The following is a 17,497-nucleotide window of genomic DNA, read 5'->3' on the forward strand; positions in this document are numbered from 1 at the left end:
TGGCGCTCGCAGGGCCGGAACCTGTTGATGTCGAGGGTGTTTCGCTGGACAGCGGCCGTGCTGGCGGTGGCGGCCGTGCTCGTCACCTCCGGTGCGGCGGTTCCGTCACCCGTCACGGGCATGGACCGCTTCTACCGCCAGCGGGCCAACTGGAAGCCGTGTGGTCTCGACACCTTGGACGCGGTCGGCGGTTCCTGCGCGGCAGTGCGGGTCCCGCTGGACTACGCCGACCCCGACGGCCGCACCCTGAACATCGCGATATCCCGGGTGCCGGCGACCGATCCGGACCGCAGGCGTGGCGTCCTGCTGGCCGATCCCGGCGGGCCCGGGGCCTCGGGGCTGGACACGATCGATCTGCTGGGAGACGTTCTGGCGCCGGAGGTTCGGGCGCACTACGACCTGATCGGCATGGATCCACGCGGTGTCGGGCGGTCCGGCGGCGGCCGGAGCTGCGGCTGGCCGATCGGTGAGATGATTCGTTCCGCCGGGGTCGGGCTGGACGGATTCCTGGCCGACACCGCCCGCGCCGCGCGTCTGGCGATGGCTTGTCTGGCAGGCGATTCCGCCGCGCTGCGGCAGGTGACGACCCGCAACACGGCTCGCGATATGGAGGTGATCCGGCGCGTCCTCGGGGAACCGGCGCTGAGTTATTACGGCGTCTCCTACGGCACCTATCTGGGTGCGGTGTTCGCGCAGATGTTTCCGCGGTCGGTCGATCGCATGGTGCTCGACAGTGCGATCGATCCGGACCGGTACTGGACCGGGATGGTGCGTGACTGGGGCGCCGCCGACGAGGCGGCACTCGACGACTGGGCCGGATGGGCCGCCCGGCACGATCCGGACTATCACTTCGGTACGACGGCGGCGCAGGTCCGCGCCACCGTCCAACAGCTGGTGAACGACCTCGCTCGTCGGCCGGTCACGGTGAACGGCTTCGCCGTCGACGATCATTGGCTGCCGTTCCTCCTGCACAACCTGCTGGGCAACTTCCGGCTGAACGGGAAGGCCGCCGACACCGTCGCCGAGTTGCGGGCCGCGGTGAGCGGAACGCCCGTCACCGACCACACACCCTGGCTGGCGGATACGCTGGATACCCTTCGGCACTACGAGGATTCGGCACTGGCGTTCGTCGCCTGCGGTGACGATGCCGCGCCCGCCGATCCGGCGCGATACTGGTCCGAGATCGAGGAACGTCGCGCCACACAGCCGATATTCGGCGCACTGGCGGCGAACATTCAACCCTGCGCCTTCTGGCCCCCGCCCGTGGAAAGCGCTACCACGGTGCGGAATTCGGTTCCGGCGCTCATCGTGCAGGCGACCGGTGACCCGCGCACGCCGTACGATCACGCCCTCGCCCTGCATCGTGATCTGAGCTCGTCTCGCCTCGTCACACTGGCGAACGTGCGGATTCACATGACTTTTCGTCCCGGCCTCAGTCGCTGCGTCGGCGCGGCCATCAACGGGTACTTCGCCGACGGGGTATTGCCGGCGGCCGATGTGGTGTGCGCGCCCGACACCGAAGCGGAGCCGTAACGCCCTGGCCTGAGGTCCACCTCGCTCGAGTGGTCGCCCGGACGCGGAAAGGCCCGGCTTCCGTCCGCGGAAGCCGGGCCTTTCGCTACGCGAAATCAGCGCGGCGCCATGCGGATTGCGCCGTCGAGCCGGATGGTCTCACCGTTGAGCATCGGGTTCTCCACGATGTGGCGGGCCAGGGCCGCGTATTCGGTGGGGTCGCCGAGGCGGGCGGGGTGGGGGACCTGCGCGCCGAGGGCCTTGATGGCCTCCTCGGGCAGGGTGGCGAACAGCGGGGTGTGGAACAGGCCCGGCGCGATGGTGACCACGCGGATGTTCACACTCGCCAGGTCGCGGGCGATCGGCAGGGTCATGCCCACGATGCCGCCCTTGGAGGCGGAATAGGCGGCCTGGCCGATCTGGCCGTCGAAGGCCGCGACCGAGGCGGTGTTGATGATGACACCGCGCTCCTCGCCCTCGAGCTCGGCGGCGGCGATGCGTTCGGCGGCCAACCGGATCACGTTGAACGTGCCGATCAGGTTGACCTTGATGATCTTGGTGAAGTCGGCCAGCGGGAACGCGCCCTTCTTGCTGACCGTCTTGATCGCATTACCGATACCGGCGCAGTTCACCGCGATCCGCAGGGTGCCCAGCTGCGCGGCGGCGTCGAGCGCGGCGCTCACCTGCTCCTCGTTGGTGACGTCGGTCGCGGCGAAGACCACACCGTCGCCCAGCTCCTTGGCGATCGCCTCACCGTTGGAGGACGGCAGGTCGATGATCACCACCTTGGCGCCTTGGCCGTGCAGCTCCTTCACCGTGGCCAGGCCCAGACCCGACGCGCCACCGGTGACCACGGCGACCGCATTCTCGAGCTTCATACGAGGTCCTTTCTGATCGGTATCGGCGTCAGACTAGTCGCCGCACCACCCACAAGTAAATAGCGGTTCGCCTCCGCGCTCGCTGGGGAGCTGGAGGTGATCCGCAGTCCGTTCTCTGGTTATACCAGCTCACGGCAATCTCACCGGGTTGTTCCGGTCGGTCGCGCAACCTGGATGTTCTGCCGAGTTCGCTATCTATCGCTGGCCGGGCAAATACTAGAACATGTTACAGTTTCGGTGGAAGCGGCGGCAACCGCCGTGGTCGGGGCCAGGGGCTCCCGCAGTGTGGCGACCGCTGCGGTGACGGCCGCGCCGCCGGTGGTCCACGCGGTTCCGGCGGGCTGGGTGGTGAGTACGACGACCACGAATCGGCCGGGCTGGGCGGGATCGGCGGACACCAGACCGGTCGTATTCAGCGTCGTGGAGTCGTCCAGCGTCATCCAGCCCTGTTTGATCGCCCAGTCCGTCCCGATGAGGGCGTCGGGGATGCCGAAGTATTGATCGGTTCCGTCGGCGGCGGTGGCACTCGCCCGATGCAGGGCGGTGAGGATCAGATCGCGCGCCGGCTGCGGGATCTCGGAACCGATGTAGCGGTAGATCCGCACCACATCCGCCGGCGTGGTGAGTGTTTCGCCCCACTGGGCCGGATCGTCCGGCGGCTCGGTGGCGCCGAGACCGATGTCCGCCGCGACACGGGAGACGATGTCAGGGCCACCGCCGGTGTCCCAAAGCGCGTCGGCGATATCGTCGTCGCTGGCCGACAACATCTGCGACAGCAGGGCGGTGGTATCCGAATCCGGCTGCCAGTTCACGCTTTTCAGCTCGTCGAGGGCGATCAGCAGTTTCACCACCGACGCGGTGTAGAACTGCTGATCGGTGTTCAGTCCTGCGAGCGTGGTCCCGGTGGTGGTGTCGACCACGTCGATCCCCACCCGACTGCCGGGTTCGGCGGCGAGGATCGCATTCTGCATCTGCTGCGCTGGCGTGTTCGGCGAAATCGGCTGGGCCGCAGCGGTGGTCGCACCGGCCGCCGCCGGCGCGACGGCGCCGACCGTGGCCGTCACCACGCCGACGGCGGCGGAACCGGGATGTGCCGCGGCGGGTCCGGTCGCCATACGAACCACCGCGATCCCCGAAATCGCGAGTACGACAGCGAATGCCGCGACAGCCAGTGCGCACCGGCGCGGACGACCGGACGGAATGCTCATATCTTCCAGAAACCGCGCGCAGCTGTGTGCAGCTCGAGGGCCGGTTGGTAGAACGCTGTCGGTTCACCGTGCCGTCGCTTTCGGGCGTGTTGGTGGACTCGGGCCCGTTCCCTGCGCCACGATCGTCGAGTGACCAAGACCTCCTACCACCACGGAGATCTGCGAGCCACGCTGCTGACGGCGGCGGCCGAGCAGATCGCCGCCGACGGTGTCGACGCGGTGTCGCTGCGAGCGCTGGCGCAGCGCGCCGGCGTCTCCCATGCCGCGCCCGCTCACCATTTCGGCAATCGGCAGGGCCTGCTCACCGCACTCGCGATCCGCGGATTCGAGCTGCTGGCCGAGGAATTGCGCGGCTCTCGTGACGATTTCCGGGAGATGGCGGTCGCCTACATCCGCTTCGCGCGGCGCCACCCCGGACATTTCGACGTCATGTTCCGCCACGACCTGCTGCGCGTCGACGATCCTGAGCTGATCGCGGCCCGCACCGTATCCGGCGAGGAATTGCGTTTCGGGGTGGCCCAATTGGGTGTCGCGGAATCCGCGCGACCTGCGACCGAGCTGGCCGCCTGGTCGCTCGTGCACGGCTTCGCGTCGCTGTGGCGCGAGGGCGCGCTCACCGATTCCGATCTCGGCGGCGCCGATCCCGAACAGCTGGCCCGGCAGATGGTCGCTACCGTCGACTTCGTCGGTGCGAAAAACTAACGACTACAACGTATTTCGACTCAGCGCTCGTGGACCATCTCGGCGACCCGCCGCTGAGCTTCGGTCGCGTCGGTGTCCACGACGGCATCGGTGGTGGCGGTTTCGCTCCGGCCCGCGAGCAGATCGCGGATTTCGATCAGCAATTCGGTTTGGGTCGGGACGGCCTTCTTCTTGCGGCTGAACCGTTTCTGCAAGGTGTTCATCGGAAGAATGAGCACGAAATACAACACCGTCGCCACCATGAGGAAATTGATTCCCGCACTGACGATCGGGCCGACGGCGATGAATGTGGCCGGTTTTCCTGCGACCAGTTGCACGCCCAATCCGAGCTGCCCGTTGGTTCCCACCACCGCCAGCAGCGGCTCGACGATTCCCTTCGTCACCGAGGTGACGATCGCGGTGAAGGCCGTACCCATCACCACCGCGGTCGCCAATTCGATGACGTTGCCGCGCATCAGGAAGTCTTTGAACCCTTTGAGCATCTCAGCCTCACGATCGATCCGAACACATCAACGCTGTCTCGGACCGGCAGTCTAACGGCGAGCAGCGAACCAGCAGCAACTCGATGTGGGCTCGATCACGTGTTCGGATCCGAATCCGTCGGTGCCGGACGATACTCTTTCCTGCGTGGCCGAGAATTCGCCGGAGCTTTATCGAGAACGCCATTCGCGGGTGTCCACGGGCGCGATCGTATGGCAGCGGCAGGTAACGGGGGAGTCGGCCACGGTGTTGCCGGACGGCTGTATGGATCTGCTGTGGCTCGGTGGCCGGCTACTGGTGGCCGGGCCGGATACCCGCGCCTACCACGGCGGTGCCGCCGCGCAGACCGTGTACGGGATTCGCTTCGCACCGGGTACGGCTCCGGCCCTGCTCGGCGTTCGTGCGCCGGAGCTGCTGGATCGCCGGGCCGAACTGGACGAGGTGTGGTCGTCGCGGCGGGCCCGCGCCATGGCCGACGTGGTCGCGGCGGCGCCGGATCCGCTGCGCGGACTCGAGGAGGTGGCCCGGCGCTGTGCGGCGGTGACCGCCCCGCCCGACCCGGTGGTGGCGCAGATCGTGCGCCGGCTGGACGCGGGGGAGACGGTCGCGGCCACGGCCGACACGCTGGGCCTGGGCGCGCGACGACTGCATCGGCTCTCGGTCGCGGCCTTCGGATACGGGCCGAAGATGCTGGCCCGCGTGCTGCGGATGCGCCGGGCTCTGGATCTGAGCCGCACCGGCATCGGTTTCGCCGAGACCGCGGCGCTGGCCGGATATGCGGATCAAGCCCATATGAACCGGGAGATCCGGGCCCTGACCGGGCGATCTCCCGGCCGTATCCGAGGGGCCGCCGCGCGCGCCGAGGGGTATCAGCTCAGCGGCGCGTAGAGGTCGACGCCGTTGCCGTCGGGATCGTGCACGGTGGCGTAGCGCTGGCCCCACACGGCGTCGAAGGGCTTTGCCTCCCCCTGGTATCCGGCCGCGACCAGTTCGTCGAAGAGCGCGTCGACCTCGGCCGCCGAACCGCATTCGACGGCCAGTCCGATCCGGCCCGCCGCGGCGTTCCATTGCCGCGCGACGCCGGCGTCCTGTGCGATGTTCTCCTCCGAGTCGAGCATCAGCCGGAATCCGCCGGGTAGCGGAGCTTCCACGTGCCCACCACCGACGACCTCGCCGAATTCGAGACCGAGTCGCCGGTAGAAGTCGAGTGCGGCCGTCAGATCGGAGACGACCACGCCGATTGCGTTGAGTTGAGGTGCCATGGCGTCACCGTAGAGCGCCGCGGCCGGTGTCGTCTTGAACGAATCGGACGGCGTGGCTGGGTTTGTCACAATTCGGGATCGAAGGCCCGGTGACCAGGATCAATCTATTACCGCAACGTGCTGACCACCACAATCGGAGTGAATTTCGGTCGAAACGCTGGTCGGAGTGATTAGCGTTTCCCACAACGTGTTCGGGGACGCGAATCAGGGCAGGAGGGATATGGGTACCGACCAGACATTGCTGCATCGTTTCGTGATCTCGCAGATGACCGACGCCGGGATCGATCGTGACCGACTGCTGCGCGAATGCGAACTACCGGAATGGACACTGGCCGGCGAAGGCGTTCATGTGCCCGCGCGGGTCTTTTCCCGGTTATGGGAGATCGGTGAGAATTGGCTCGACGATCCCGATGTAGCGCTGCACGTCGCCAGCAGATATCAGCTGGCCGCCACGCGGCTCTACGACTATCTGTTCGCCAGCGCGCCGACCGTGGGCGCCGGACTGGCGACCTGTGGCCCGTACGTCACCGCGGTCACCACCAATCACCGCTTCGATCTGGTGGTGGAGAACGAGGCCGAGACCACGCTGTACCTGGACATGATCGAGGGCGACGGGCGTGGGCGCGAACTGGTGCAGCTGTGGGGACTGGTCGCCGTGCTGACCCGCGCCCGCCGCGTGGTGGCCGCGCCGTTCGACCCGGTCCGGGTATCCCTGCGACAGTCGGCTCCGCGTCGCCGGGAGACGTTCGCCGAGGTATTCGGTTCGGCGGTGGTGGAATTCGGTGCCCCGGTGGATTCGATGACCTTTCGGTCGGCCGATATGGATCTGCCGCTGACCACCGCCGATCCGGTGCTCGCGGAGGTGTTGCAACCGCTGGCCGCCGCGTTGCCGCCACCACCGCCGCTGGCCTCGGCCTGGCCGGAGCGGGTATCGCGGGCGTTGGCCGATGCCTTCACCGACGGTGAGGTATCGCTCGAGCAGGTGGCACGGCGGCTCGCCATCAGTCCACGCACCCTGCAGCGGCGGCTGTCCGAGGCCGGGACCACGTGGCGGCGCGAATTGGATCGAGCCCGCCTGGCCCGGGCCCAGGCCGCGGGCCCGCTGAGCCGGGAGCGGCAGGCGGCATTGCTCGGTTATGCGGACGCCGGCTCGATGCGGCGTGCGGCGCGGCGCTGGTCGATGGTGGCGCACACGCGCACTGCGGGATCGGCCGACTGCCAGGCCTGATTCACCGGATGCGGCCCCTGATCGGGATGCGGCCCCTGATCGCGGGGCAGGCGTGGCCGCGGAGCGCTTCGCTCGATCACCGGCCTCGGCGTGCGTGGGAAGCGACCGACGCCGAGGTGGGTGATCGAGCGGCACCGCGGGCCGCGCTATGCCCGCAGATTGCTCGCCGCGATACTCCAGAACGTATGCCGGTCCAGCGCCTGGAAATCCCAGCTCTCGGCGATGGCGTGGGAAGTGGCGACGATGGCCGGTACGTCGAAGTCCTCACGGGTCGCCGTGCCCTTGGCCTCCAGTTCGGAGATCACGTACTGGGTGGCGGTTTCGAAGGTGTACAACACGGTGCTCTCCCATCGGTCGTAACTACACATCCGGAACGCGCTGCGCGTACTTTGTCAGTCTTGTCACGCTGTCACATTCGGGCCAGCGCCGAACGCGCCACATCCGGGCAAATGTGCCATTTTCACATTCTGACGGCCGGGAGGAATCTGCGTGAGAATTCTGTACCCGCAGGCGGTTTCGACCAAACTTTTCATCGAAAGTGTAGCGCTGCCGGCAAGAGTCCGGCGGCGAGCAACTCATCGGCAAAGCCGTGGCGAACCGCTAACCGGTCGGTTGCGCGAGGACGTCCTCGTAGCGGAATTCCTGGGCGATCCCGGTGCCGGCGGCATGGGCGGCCTCCTCGCGCTGCCGCAACTCGACGCGGCGGATCTTGCCCGAGATCGTCTTGGGCAGTTCGGTGAACTCGATCCGCCGCACCCGCAGATACGGTGCGAGGTGATCGCGCGCGTATTCCAGGATGGCCCTTGCGGTTTCGCGGTCCGGCTCCCAGCCCGCGGCCAGCGTGACATACGCCTTGGGTACGGCCAGGCGAGTGTCATCGGGCTGCGGAACCACCGCCGCCTCCACGACCGCCGGATGCTCGATCAGCACACTCTCGAGTTCGAACGGGGAAACCTTGTAATCGGAGGATTTGAACACGTCGTCGGTGCGGCCGATATAGGTGATGTAGCCGTCGTCGTCGCGCGCCGCCACATCACCGGTGTGGTAGTAGCCGCCTTCCATCACCGCCGCATTGCGTTCCGGGTCCTGGAGGTAACCGTTCATCAGGTTGACCGGGTGGGCACTCAGATCCAGGCAGATCTCGCCCTCCTCGGCGGGCGCGCCGGTGACGGGGTCGACCAGCACCACCGGCACCCCGGGCATGGGGCGGCCCATCGAACCGGCCTTGACCGGTTGCCCGGGGGTGTTGGCGATCTGCAGCGTCGTCTCGGTCTGCCCGAACCCGTCCCGGATGGTCAGTCCCCAGGCGTTTTCCACCTGTGCGATCACGTCGGGGTTGAGTGGTTCACCGGCGCCGAGGATTTCGCGCAGGCCGGCCGGGCGCTCGCCGAGGTCGGCCTGAATCAGCATGCGCCACACCGTCGGCGGCGCGCAGAAGGTGTTGACCTCCGCGCGGCGGAGCTGACCGAGCAGCGCCTCGGCGTCGAACCGGCCGTAGTTGTAGACGAAGATCGTCGCCTCGGCGATCCAGGGCGCGAAGAAGCAGCTCCAGGCGTGTTTCGCCCAGCCCGGCGCGCTGATCGCGAGATGCACGTCGCCCGGTCGGACGCCGATCCAGTACATGGTGCTCAGATGTCCGACCGGATAGCTGGTCTGGTTGTGCTGCACCATCTTCGGCTTACTCGTGGTGCCGGAGGTGAAATAGACCAGCAGTTCGTCGCCCACCTGCGTCACGGCGGGGAAGGGGCCCGCCGATTCCACCTCGGCGGCCTCCGCGTAGTCGTGCCAGCCCTCGACCGGACCGCCGACCGCGATGCGCCGATAGTCGCCGGGGACCTCGTCGAATTTCGCGGTGTCGCGGGCGTTGGTGATGACGAAACGCACCGCGCCCCTGGAGATCCGGTCGATCAGATCGGCCGGCCCGAGCGCACCCGTGGTGGGCATGACCACCGCACCGAGTTTGGCGACGGCGAGCATCGACTCCCAGAGCTCGACCTGGTTGCCCAGCATCAGGATCACCCGGTCACCCTGGCGCACACCGAGTTCGGCGAGCCAGGTGGCCACCCGATCCGAGCGCTGCGCCATCTCGTCGAAACTCACCCGCAGTTCGCTGCCGTCCTCCTCGACGATCCACAGCGCGGTGCGGTCGTTGCCGCGCGCGATGACGTCGAACCAGTCGACGGCCCAATTGAATTCGCCGGTCAGCCGAGGCCAGTGGAACGTCCGCACCGCGGTGTCGTAGTCGGTCGCCAGCTCGACCAGCCGGTCGCGCGCCTGGCGATACAACTCGGTGTTGGACGTCATCACTGCTCTCCTGTCTGTTGCTGATCCTGCTCCGGCACGCCGAACAGGCGGACCGAGGTCGCGCGGATATCGACCTTGCGCACCTTGCCGGTGACGGTCATCGGGAATTCCTCGACGACGTGGACGTGGCGCGGAATCTTGTAGTAGGCCAGGCGACCGCCGCAGAACTGGGCCAGCGTCTGCGCGTCCAATGTGGCTGCGCCCTCGCGCATCCGGATCCAGGCCACCAATTCCTCGCCGTATTTCGGATCCGGGATCCCGACCACCTGGGCGTCCAGGATGTCGGGGTGGGTGTAGAGGAATTCCTCGATTTCGCGCGGGTAGATGTTCTCACCGCCGCGAATCACCATGTCCTTGATCCGGCCGGTGATCGCGACGTAGCCGTCGTCGTCCATGGTGGCCAGATCCCCGGTGTGCATCCAGCGGGCGGCGTCGATCGCCTCGGCGGTCTTGTCCGGATCGTTCCAGTAGCCGAGCATCACCGAATATCCGCGCGTGCACAGCTCGCCCGGCTCACCTCGCGGAACGGTCAGTCCGGTGTCGGGATCGACGATCTTGATCTCGAGATGCGGTCCCACCCGGCCGACCGTGGCGGTGCGCTGGGTGATGGTGTCGTCGCGGCGGGTCTGAGTGCTCACCGGCGAGGTCTCGGTCATGCCGTAGCAGATGGACACCTCCGCCATGCCCATCCGCTCGATCACCTGCTTCATCACCTCCACCGGGCACGGTGAGCCGGCCATGATGCCGGTGCGCAGCGAACTCAGGTCGAAGGATTCGAAGTCCGGATCGGCCAGTTCGGCGATGAACATCGTCGGCACCCCGTACAGCGAGGTGCAGCGTTCCTCGGCGACCGCGGTGAGCGTGGCCCGCGGCTCGAAGGAAGCCGCCGGAATCACCATGGCCGCACCGTGACTCGTCGCCGCCAGATTGCCCATCACCATGCCGAAGCAGTGGTAGAACGGCACCGGGATGCAGATCCGGTCGGCCTCGGTGTAGCCGCACAATTCGCCGACGAAATAGCCGTTGTTGAGGATGTTGTGGTGCGACAGCGTCGCGCCCTTGGGGAAACCCGTTGTACCCGAGGTGTATTGGATGTTGATCGGATCGTCGGCGGCCAGTCGCGCTCCGGCCTCGGCCAGGCGCGCGGGATCGGCGGCGCGGCCGACGGCGACCAGCGCCTCCCATTCGGCGCTGTCGAACAGGACCACCTGCTCCAGATCCGGGCATTCGGGCCGCACCCGGCCGATGATCTCGGCGTAGTTCGAGCTCTTGTGCTCTCGCGCCGAGATCAGCATCCGGATCCCGGCCTGGGTGATCACGTAGCGCACTTCCTCGCTGCGGTAGGCCGGATTGATGTTGACCAGGATCGCGCCGATCTTCGCGGTGGCGAACTGCACCAGCGTCCACTCGGCACGATTGGGCGACCAGATGCCGACCCGATCGCCCTTGCCGATCCCCGCCTCCAGCAGACCGAGTGCCACGGCATCGACCTCGGCGGCGAATTCGCGGTAACTCCAGCGCACTCCGGTCACCCGGTCGACCAGTGCGTCTCGATCACCGTGGATGGCCACCGTGCGATCGAGATTGGCCCCGATCGTCTCGCCCAGTAGCGGCGCATCCCATACCCCGTGCGTATAACTGACCGGCCGGACCCGGCCCATACTCGCGCTCACACATATAGGATTCACGTCACACTTTGCTCTCCACCACCCCCGGAAAGGGGTAGCGCCGATGGCCTCCGCCGATCTGCTCCGCCCGCGCGACGTCGATGCGTTGCGGGCCGAGTTGCGGCAGGTCTCGGCCCTGTCCGGGATGCCGGTGGTGTTCGGCGGCGAGGTCTGCGACGGCGCGCTGATCCTGAGCGAGTTCTTCGGCACGCGCACCGCCGCGATGCGCGGACTGGTGGTATCCCCCACCTCGGGGGTGGGCGGTGCGGCCGTGGCCAGCCGGCGGCCGACATCGGTCGCGGACTACCGGGCGGCGGCGACCATCACCCATCACTACGACGGTCCGGTGTCGATGGAGGGACTGCGCGCGGTGGTCGGGGTACCGGTCGTGGTGGACGGGAGTTCCCGGGCCGTGCTCTACGTCGCCAGTCGCGAACCGGGGCCGATCGGCGATCGGATCGCCGAGCTGGTGTTGCGGTCGAGCCGGCGCCTGGCCGTGGAACTGGCGGTGCGCGACGAGGTGGACCGGCGGCTGCGCCTGCAGGCGACGCGCGGGACCTCCGAGGCCACCACCGGGCTCGCGCCGGATGCCGTTGTCGCGGAACAGCTTCGGGATCTGCACGCCGAGGTGCGGGGGATCGCGCAGACGCTCACCGATGCCGAGGCGCGCAAGCGGTTGCGCGCGGTATCGGACACCCTGGTGCGGTTGATGGGCGGGCCGGAGGAGACCGTGGCCGCGGACTCCGCGCCCGCACTGTCTCCGCGCGAACTGGACGTGCTGTCGTATGTGGCCCTCGGTTGCACCAATGGTGAAGCGGCACAGCGGCTTTCGCTGCGCCCGGAAACGGTGAAGAGCTATCTGCGCAGTGCGATGACGAAACTCGGCGCGCACACCAGGCACGAGGCGGTGGTCCGGGCACGGCGGTGCGGGCTGCTGCCGTGATGCCGCGGGCGGTGATCCGGCCCCGGATACGCGACTGCCGGCCCGGAAATCCGGACCGGCAGGTGCTGTGTTCCGCTCGCCGCGGCGGCGGTGTGACCGTGGTCGGTGTCGACTAGGCCTGCGGCTCGACCAGCTGGATGTCGAGCTCGATGGCGACCTTGTCGCTGAGCATGGCGGTGGGCAGGGCCGGCGCGACGTCGAATTCGCTGCGCTTGATGGTGCCGGTGGCGGTGAATCCGGCGTGGCGGCTGCCGTCCTGGAACTGCTGCAGGCCGCCCCACTCCACGTCGAGGGTGACCGGCTTGGTCACGCCACCGAGGGTCACCTCGCCGGTGACCTCGAACTCCTCGGCGACCCGCACCGGCTCGACGGCCTTGAAGTGCAGGGTGGGGCGCTCGGTGACGTTGAGCAGCTCGGCGCTGCGGACGTGCTCGTCACGCTGGGAGTTGCCGGTGTCGAACGAGTCGAGGTAGATGGTGGCCTCGATGGTGGCCGCGCCGGAGGCGTCCACGACGAAGCTGGTCTCGAAGTTGTTGAAGCGGCCGCGGACCTTGGAGATGCCCAGGTGGCGGACGGTGAAGTTCACCGAGGAGTGGGCGGGGTCCAGGGCCCAGGAACCGGTAGCGAGAGTGGTCTGCTCGGAAGTGGTCATGTCCACCAGATTTGCGGACCATGGTCCGGTTAGCCACACCGCGGTTATCCTGGGACTGGCAGGGCGTGGATAACAAGGCCCGGACAGATACAGGATGGTGTGGTGGCACGATCGGAATTCGGCGAGTTTCTCATCGCGCGGCGGGCCCAGTTGCAGCCCGAAGATGTCGGTCTACCGGCCGGGCGCCGGCGGCGGACCCCCGGACTGCGGCGCGAGGAGGTTGCCGCGCTGGCCGGGGTGAGTGTCGATTATCTCGCCCGCCTCGAACAGGGTCGCGACACCAATCCTTCCATGGCGGTGCTGGGGGCGCTGGCGGAGGCGCTGCGGCTCAACGAGGTCGAACGTCACCATTTCGGCAATCTCGCCGTCGGCATGGAACACGCCCGCGAGTGCCCATCCTCGGGTCAGGCACGGGAACAGGTCACCGACACCGTGCAGGCCGTGCTGGATGCCATGCATCCCACGCCCGCCTTCGTGGCGGGCCGGTGGCTCGACATCCTCGCCTGGAATCCGGCATGGCGCGATTTCGCCGAACCGCTGGGACTGCTCGACGACGTCGCCGAACACAATCTGGCCACCTACTTCTTCGCGCACCCGGAGGCGCCGCAGCGGTGGCGGGACTGGCCGGTCGCCGCGGAGATGATGGTGTCGACGCTGCGCTCGGCGCGCACGCACTGGCCCGACGATCCCGGACTGGACGCGCTGGTCCAGGGATTGCACCGATTTCCGGAATTCTCCTGCCGCTGGCGGGAACACCGGGTCACCGAATTCCGGTCCGGTGCGCTGCATATCGAGCATCCGCAGCGCGGCGACGTCGAGGTCGAGATCCAAAGCCTCAGTCCGGCAATCGATCAGAGCGTGCAGGTGTGGCTGGTCGACCGGCGCGCCGTGCGCGGTCCGGCACTGCGGCTGGTGAACGAATAACTCGCGCTCGGAGGATTCTTGCGCGCCCGAGTCGGCTCAGCTGTCGATCGGGACACGGAATCCGCGGTCCGCGACTCGTGAGACACCGATCACGCATAATCCAACGTGAGGATTCCTGCCGGCCGGTGTCTATCGATTCGAGCAGCGGAGGAGGTGCTGTGTGACCGAGGCGGCAGCGGCACCCGAGGCAGCGCTGGACGATGCCACCCTGACCGGGCGGGCACGTGACGGCGATGTCCGGGCTTACGAGCAACTGGTGCTGCGCTACCAGGGAGCGATGTTCCGGTTGGCGGCACGGATGCTGGCCGATCGGTCCGAGGCGGAGGACGTCATCCAGGAGGTTTTCCTGACCGCCTGGCGCCGCCTGGCTCAACTGCAAGACGACAGCGCCTTCTCGGGGTGGTTGTACCGGATGACCACCAATCGCTGCCTCAACGTCATCCGGTCCCGGCCGGACCGCACCGACGTGGATCCCGATTCCACCGAATCGCCACAGCGTGCGACCCAGCCCGAACACGCGGCACAGGTGCACAGCCAGATGGCCGCGCTCACCGCGGCGCTACAGCGGCTGACACCCGAACAGCGCGCCTGCTGGCTGTTGCGGGAGGTGCACGGCCGCTCCTACGAGGAGATTGCCGAGATCGTCGGCACCAACACCACCGCGGTTCGGGGGCGGATCGCCCGAGCCCGGGCGCAATTGGCGGAGGTGATGAAGCCGTGGCGCTGACGGAGTTGACCGAAAGCGACTACACGCTGCCCTGCGGGCGCAGCGTCGAACAGGTCTGGGACCGCCTCGATGCCGTGGAGGCGGGCCTGGCCGACGAACACGAATCGGACTGCCCGCACTGCGCGGCCGCGCGCGAGAGCCTGCTCACGCTGCGTGCCGCCACCCGTGAACTCGTCGACGAGCCGGACCCACCGCCGCCCGCGATGTTCGACCGGATCATGTCCGCGGTGCGGGCGGAAGTCCGGCGCGGCCGGATGGTGAGCCTGGCGACTCCCCATCCGGGCTCGGTCGAGGTCAGCGAGCAGGCGATCGCTGCGGTGCTGCGCTATGCCGCCGACACCGTGGCGGGCGTGCGCGCTCGCAGCTGCCGCATCGACGACCACGGACCCGATGCCGACGGCGGCCACGCGATCACGGTTTCGCTCTCGATCTCGGTTCGGCACGGCGACACCGCGGTGGAACGCGTCGTTCCGCAGGTTCGCGAACGGGTCCGCGCGGCGGCCACGGCCCGCGCCGGTCTGGCGCTCGCGCGGCTCGACATCACCGTGGTGGATGTCTACCAGGAGGAGTCGTGAGCGCGGGATTCGCGGAGAAAGCGGAATATATCGCCTCCGATGCGGTAATCGCTGCAGTAGCGGCTCGGGCCGCGACCTCGGTTCCCGGGGTGGCGCGGCTCGAGCCCGGTGTCCTCGGTCTGCTCGGCCACCTCGCCCGGACGGGGCGGCAGTGGTGGAGCAGCCAGGACATCGCACCCGGCGCGGGCGTGCGCGTCCGTCACAGCGGTGGCTGGCTGAAGGTGCAGGTCGACCTGTCGGTGACGGGCGGATGCCATGTCGGCGAGGTCGGGCAGGCGGTACAGCAGGAGGTGGTCCGGATGGTCGCGCAACAAACCGGGATGGTCGTCGACGCGGTGTCGGTGGCGATTCTGGACATTCAACCGGATGCGTCGTGACGGCCGTGAGCGAGGACGAACTGGCCGGCGAGATCGTCACCGCCATCGAATCGGTGGCGGGACTGCATCCGGCCGTCCCGCCGGGCGTCGCCCTCGCCGATTGGGTGCCGCGGCTGGGGCCGCGCTCGGCGGTGGACGTGAGCCCGGAGATCGTCGAGATCCGGGTGATCGCCTCGGCGCTGCCGCTGCCACCACTGCTGGACAAACTCTCGGCGGCCGTGGGTGAGCTGCTGGCCGCCACCCGGTGGGCCGGTGCGCGGCTGCGCATCGTGGTCACCGATTTGGACGCGGACGTCTTCGACACCGCGGTTACCTAGATCATCGGTCTCGCCCGTGACATTTCGCCGTCAGCGGGGTCGTATCAGTGCAGGTTCGTTATCCGCTGTACCGCAAGGGAACTGAACTGGAGGTAATCATGACCAGCACGACAGCCGGTAAGGGCGCGGAGAACGCCAGGGCCGAGACGGGTAGGGACACCGGCGCCGGTCCGAGCCAGGGCGGAGCGGCTGCCAAAGCCCCCGCCCGGACCAGCAGCGCGCTGGTCAGCGAACAGGGCACCACCAGCATCGCCGATGTTGTCGTCCAGAAGATCGCCGGATTGGCGACCCGCGAGGTGCGCGGTGTGCACGACCTCGGCGGTGGCGCGGCACGCGCGTTCGGTGCCTTCCGCGATCGCATCCCCGGTGCGTCGGCCAGTGTGGGACAAGGGGTTTCGGTCGAGGTCGGGGAGACACAGGCGGCGGTGGATCTGGAGATCGTCGTCGAATACGGCGTCTCCATCGCCGAACTGGCGCGCGCGGTGCGCCGCAATGTCATCACCGCGATCGAGCAGATGACCGGTCTCGAGGTGGTCGAGGTGAACATCAACGTCAACGACGTCTTCATCGAAGAGGACGAAGATCAGCCGCCGGTCCGCGAACGGGTGCAGTGATATGAACGCCACCACGATCTGCCTGATCTTCGGTCTGTCCCTCGGATTCGCCGCGGCGTTCGGCGGGTTCGGGGCCTTCGCGGTGGTGCTGATCTTCGGCGCGCTGGGACTGGTGATCGGCCGCTGGCTCGACGGCCATGTCGACCTGTCCGGTCTGATCCGCTCGGCGCAGGATCGGGGCCGGAAATGAGCGCCGCCGCGGAGACGGCGGCGGCACCGCGTCTCTCCGCGGCCGAGTTCCGGGGACGCACCACCGTCTCCGAGCGCGCGGTCCGGCGCTTGGCGGCCCGGGCGGCGCGTGAGGTCGACGGTGTCGCCGACGGCCCCGAGGTGTCCGCGCGGGTGACGGCCGATACCGCCGTGCTGCGGGTACGACTGCCGGTCGATTATCCGATGCCGGTCGCGGTGGTCACCGAGGCGTGCCGCGAGCACCTGATGCAGCGCACCCACGAACTGTCCGGCCTCGTGGTTCCGCGGGTGGACATCGAAGTCTCCGAACTGGTCAACACGATCGAACCCGCCGGGGGCCTGCGATGAACCGCAGGCCCCGGCGCATCACCCCGGCCGTGCTGGTCGCGGTGGCGTTGCTGGTGATCGCGGTCCTCGTGGCGGTGTCGCTGATCCAAAACCTCGGCAACACGAAGGAATTGGTGTCCTACCACAGCATCGCGGTGCACCTGCACGAGACGACCTGGCACAGCTATTGGGTCCTCGGTGTCGGCATCGGGCTCGCGGTGCTCGGTGCGGTGCTGGTGCTCGCGGCGTTGCTGCCCGGGCGCCGCGTCGTGGAGGCGCTGGACGCCGAGGAGGGGATGGACGCGGGCATCACCCGGCGCAGTCTCGACGGCGCCCTCAACGATGCGGCGAGTTCGGTCGCGGGACTCGAAGCGGCGCGAGTTCGCCGGAGCCGCAAGAACATTCGAGTCAGCGGCCGCGCCGCCCACCCGGACCACGCCGATCTGGAGCAGACGGTCAACGCGACGGTCGGCGACCGGCTCGCCCGCATCGGCCCGAAATCCGCCCCGCCGGTCAGCACCCGCCTGCGCGCGGCCCAGCAGCCGGAGCGGGTCGACAAGCGAGTGCATGTCCGCAAGGAGGTGTTGTGAGCGACAATCGCGCAGCGGCTC

At 68.1% G+C, this 17,497-nt stretch carries 22 protein-coding genes; 14 read left to right on the forward strand and 8 right to left on the reverse strand.

Annotated elements, in window-relative coordinates; genetic code table 11:
* Window positions 1-27: 27 nt before the first annotated feature.
* Window positions 28-1,533: an alpha/beta fold hydrolase gene (locus tag ACPCUW_RS32015; RefSeq protein WP_063910756.1), complete on the forward strand. Its 1,506-nt coding sequence runs from the start codon at window positions 28-30 to the stop codon at window positions 1,531-1,533.
* Between the two features lie 95 nt (window positions 1,534-1,628).
* Here ACPCUW_RS32015 and ACPCUW_RS32020 read toward each other — a convergent pair whose 3' ends face one another.
* The gene (locus tag ACPCUW_RS32020; protein ID WP_423428959.1) at window positions 1,629-2,390 is read right to left on the reverse strand and encodes a 3-hydroxyacyl-CoA dehydrogenase; all 762 of its coding nucleotides are present in this window, start codon (window positions 2,388-2,390) and stop codon (window positions 1,629-1,631) included.
* Window positions 2,391-2,581: 191 nt separating this feature from the next.
* Entirely contained in the window at window positions 2,582-3,505 is a 924-nt protein-coding gene (locus tag ACPCUW_RS32025; RefSeq protein ID WP_423428961.1) for a hypothetical protein, read from the reverse strand.
* Between the two features lie 222 nt (window positions 3,506-3,727).
* Here ACPCUW_RS32025 and ACPCUW_RS32030 point away from each other — a divergent pair, with 222 nt between their 5' ends.
* On the forward strand, window positions 3,728-4,300 hold the full coding sequence (locus ACPCUW_RS32030) for a TetR/AcrR family transcriptional regulator (protein ID WP_423428962.1): 573 nt from the start codon (window positions 3,728-3,730) through the stop codon (window positions 4,298-4,300).
* Window positions 4,301-4,320: 20 nt separating this feature from the next.
* On the opposite strand, the gene mscL is transcribed toward ACPCUW_RS32030, so the two are convergent.
* Window positions 4,321-4,782 (reverse strand): large conductance mechanosensitive channel protein MscL, encoded by a 462-nt coding sequence (gene mscL / locus ACPCUW_RS32035; RefSeq protein ID WP_063018320.1) that lies wholly within the window; start codon window positions 4,780-4,782, stop codon window positions 4,321-4,323.
* Window positions 4,783-4,927: 145 nt separating this feature from the next.
* On the opposite strand from mscL, the gene ACPCUW_RS32040 reads away from it, so the two are divergent.
* Window positions 4,928-5,668 carry a helix-turn-helix domain-containing protein gene (locus ACPCUW_RS32040; protein WP_423428964.1) on the forward strand — a complete coding sequence of 247 codons (741 nt, stop codon included), beginning with the start codon at window positions 4,928-4,930 and terminating at the stop codon, window positions 5,666-5,668.
* Here ACPCUW_RS32040 and ACPCUW_RS32045 read toward each other — a convergent pair.
* Window positions 5,650-6,042, reverse strand: a complete 393-nt coding sequence (locus ACPCUW_RS32045; protein WP_082976228.1) for a VOC family protein — start codon at window positions 6,040-6,042, stop codon at window positions 5,650-5,652. The genes ACPCUW_RS32040 and ACPCUW_RS32045 overlap by 19 nt on opposite strands.
* A gap of 220 nt (window positions 6,043-6,262) precedes the next feature.
* Between ACPCUW_RS32045 and ACPCUW_RS32050 the strand changes: the two genes are divergently transcribed.
* Window positions 6,263-7,270, forward strand: coding sequence for an AraC family transcriptional regulator ligand-binding domain-containing protein (locus tag ACPCUW_RS32050; RefSeq protein WP_423428965.1), 1,008 nt, complete (start codon window positions 6,263-6,265; stop codon window positions 7,268-7,270).
* 146 nt (window positions 7,271-7,416) lie between these two features.
* Here ACPCUW_RS32050 and ACPCUW_RS32055 read toward each other — a convergent pair whose 3' ends face one another.
* From ACPCUW_RS32055 to ACPCUW_RS32065, 3 genes are all read right to left on the reverse strand, one after another.
* Entirely contained in the window at window positions 7,417-7,608 is a 192-nt protein-coding gene (locus tag ACPCUW_RS32055; protein ID WP_423428967.1) for a hypothetical protein, read from the reverse strand.
* A 262-nt stretch (window positions 7,609-7,870) separates the two neighbouring features.
* A complete protein-coding gene (locus ACPCUW_RS32060) occupies window positions 7,871-9,574 on the reverse strand; it encodes an AMP-binding protein (protein WP_064907523.1) in 1,704 nt (567 codons plus the stop codon).
* Window positions 9,574-11,235, reverse strand: a complete 1,662-nt coding sequence (locus tag ACPCUW_RS32065) for an AMP-binding protein (RefSeq protein ID WP_423428978.1) — start codon at window positions 11,233-11,235, stop codon at window positions 9,574-9,576. The genes ACPCUW_RS32060 and ACPCUW_RS32065 overlap by 1 nt, the downstream gene beginning before the upstream one ends.
* A 70-nt stretch (window positions 11,236-11,305) precedes the next feature.
* On the opposite strand from ACPCUW_RS32065, the gene ACPCUW_RS32070 reads away from it, so the two are divergent.
* A complete protein-coding gene (locus ACPCUW_RS32070; RefSeq protein ID WP_064904411.1) occupies window positions 11,306-12,184 on the forward strand; it encodes a helix-turn-helix transcriptional regulator in 879 nt (292 codons plus the stop codon).
* A 112-nt stretch (window positions 12,185-12,296) separates the two neighbouring features.
* On the opposite strand, the gene ACPCUW_RS32075 is transcribed toward ACPCUW_RS32070, so the two are convergent.
* The gene (locus ACPCUW_RS32075) at window positions 12,297-12,836 is read right to left on the reverse strand and encodes a YceI family protein (protein ID WP_063030099.1); all 540 of its coding nucleotides are present in this window, start codon (window positions 12,834-12,836) and stop codon (window positions 12,297-12,299) included.
* A 102-nt stretch (window positions 12,837-12,938) separates the two neighbouring features.
* On the opposite strand from ACPCUW_RS32075, the gene ACPCUW_RS32080 reads away from it, so the two are divergent.
* The 9 genes from ACPCUW_RS32080 (at window position 12,939) to ACPCUW_RS32120 (ending at window position 17,476) form a co-directional block, all read left to right on the forward strand.
* Window positions 12,939-13,760, forward strand: a complete 822-nt coding sequence (locus ACPCUW_RS32080; RefSeq protein ID WP_423428969.1) for a helix-turn-helix domain-containing protein — start codon at window positions 12,939-12,941, stop codon at window positions 13,758-13,760.
* Window positions 13,761-13,920: 160 nt separating this feature from the next.
* Entirely contained in the window at window positions 13,921-14,487 is a 567-nt protein-coding gene (locus tag ACPCUW_RS32085) for an RNA polymerase sigma factor (protein ID WP_082857409.1), read from the forward strand.
* Window positions 14,478-15,062, forward strand: coding sequence for an anti-sigma factor family protein (locus ACPCUW_RS32090; RefSeq protein ID WP_423428971.1), 585 nt, complete (start codon window positions 14,478-14,480; stop codon window positions 15,060-15,062). Before ACPCUW_RS32085 ends, ACPCUW_RS32090 begins: the two co-directional genes overlap by 10 nt.
* Window positions 15,059-15,439 (forward strand): Asp23/Gls24 family envelope stress response protein, encoded by a 381-nt coding sequence (locus tag ACPCUW_RS32095; protein WP_063018306.1) that lies wholly within the window; start codon window positions 15,059-15,061, stop codon window positions 15,437-15,439. The genes ACPCUW_RS32090 and ACPCUW_RS32095 overlap by 4 nt, the downstream gene beginning before the upstream one ends.
* Window positions 15,436-15,756, forward strand: a complete 321-nt coding sequence (locus tag ACPCUW_RS32100) for a hypothetical protein (RefSeq protein WP_423428973.1) — start codon at window positions 15,436-15,438, stop codon at window positions 15,754-15,756. The genes ACPCUW_RS32095 and ACPCUW_RS32100 overlap by 4 nt, the downstream gene beginning before the upstream one ends.
* A gap of 98 nt (window positions 15,757-15,854) precedes the next feature.
* Window positions 15,855-16,370: an Asp23/Gls24 family envelope stress response protein gene (locus ACPCUW_RS32105; RefSeq protein WP_063018336.1), complete on the forward strand. Its 516-nt coding sequence runs from the start codon at window positions 15,855-15,857 to the stop codon at window positions 16,368-16,370.
* Window position 16,371: 1 nt separating this feature from the next.
* Window positions 16,372-16,560 carry a hypothetical protein gene (locus ACPCUW_RS32110; protein WP_030515548.1) on the forward strand — a complete coding sequence of 63 codons (189 nt, stop codon included), beginning with the start codon at window positions 16,372-16,374 and terminating at the stop codon, window positions 16,558-16,560.
* Entirely contained in the window at window positions 16,557-16,907 is a 351-nt protein-coding gene (locus ACPCUW_RS32115; protein WP_423428974.1) for an Asp23/Gls24 family envelope stress response protein, read from the forward strand. The genes ACPCUW_RS32110 and ACPCUW_RS32115 overlap by 4 nt, the downstream gene beginning before the upstream one ends.
* Window positions 16,904-17,476: a DUF6286 domain-containing protein gene (locus ACPCUW_RS32120; protein WP_063018300.1), complete on the forward strand. Its 573-nt coding sequence runs from the start codon at window positions 16,904-16,906 to the stop codon at window positions 17,474-17,476. Before ACPCUW_RS32115 ends, ACPCUW_RS32120 begins: the two co-directional genes overlap by 4 nt.
* Window positions 17,477-17,497: the final 21 nt, after the last annotated feature.

The sequence above is a fragment of the Nocardia sp. AB354 genome (assembly GCF_049538315.1).
Lineage (GTDB): Bacteria > Actinomycetota > Actinomycetes > Mycobacteriales > Mycobacteriaceae > Nocardia > Nocardia nova.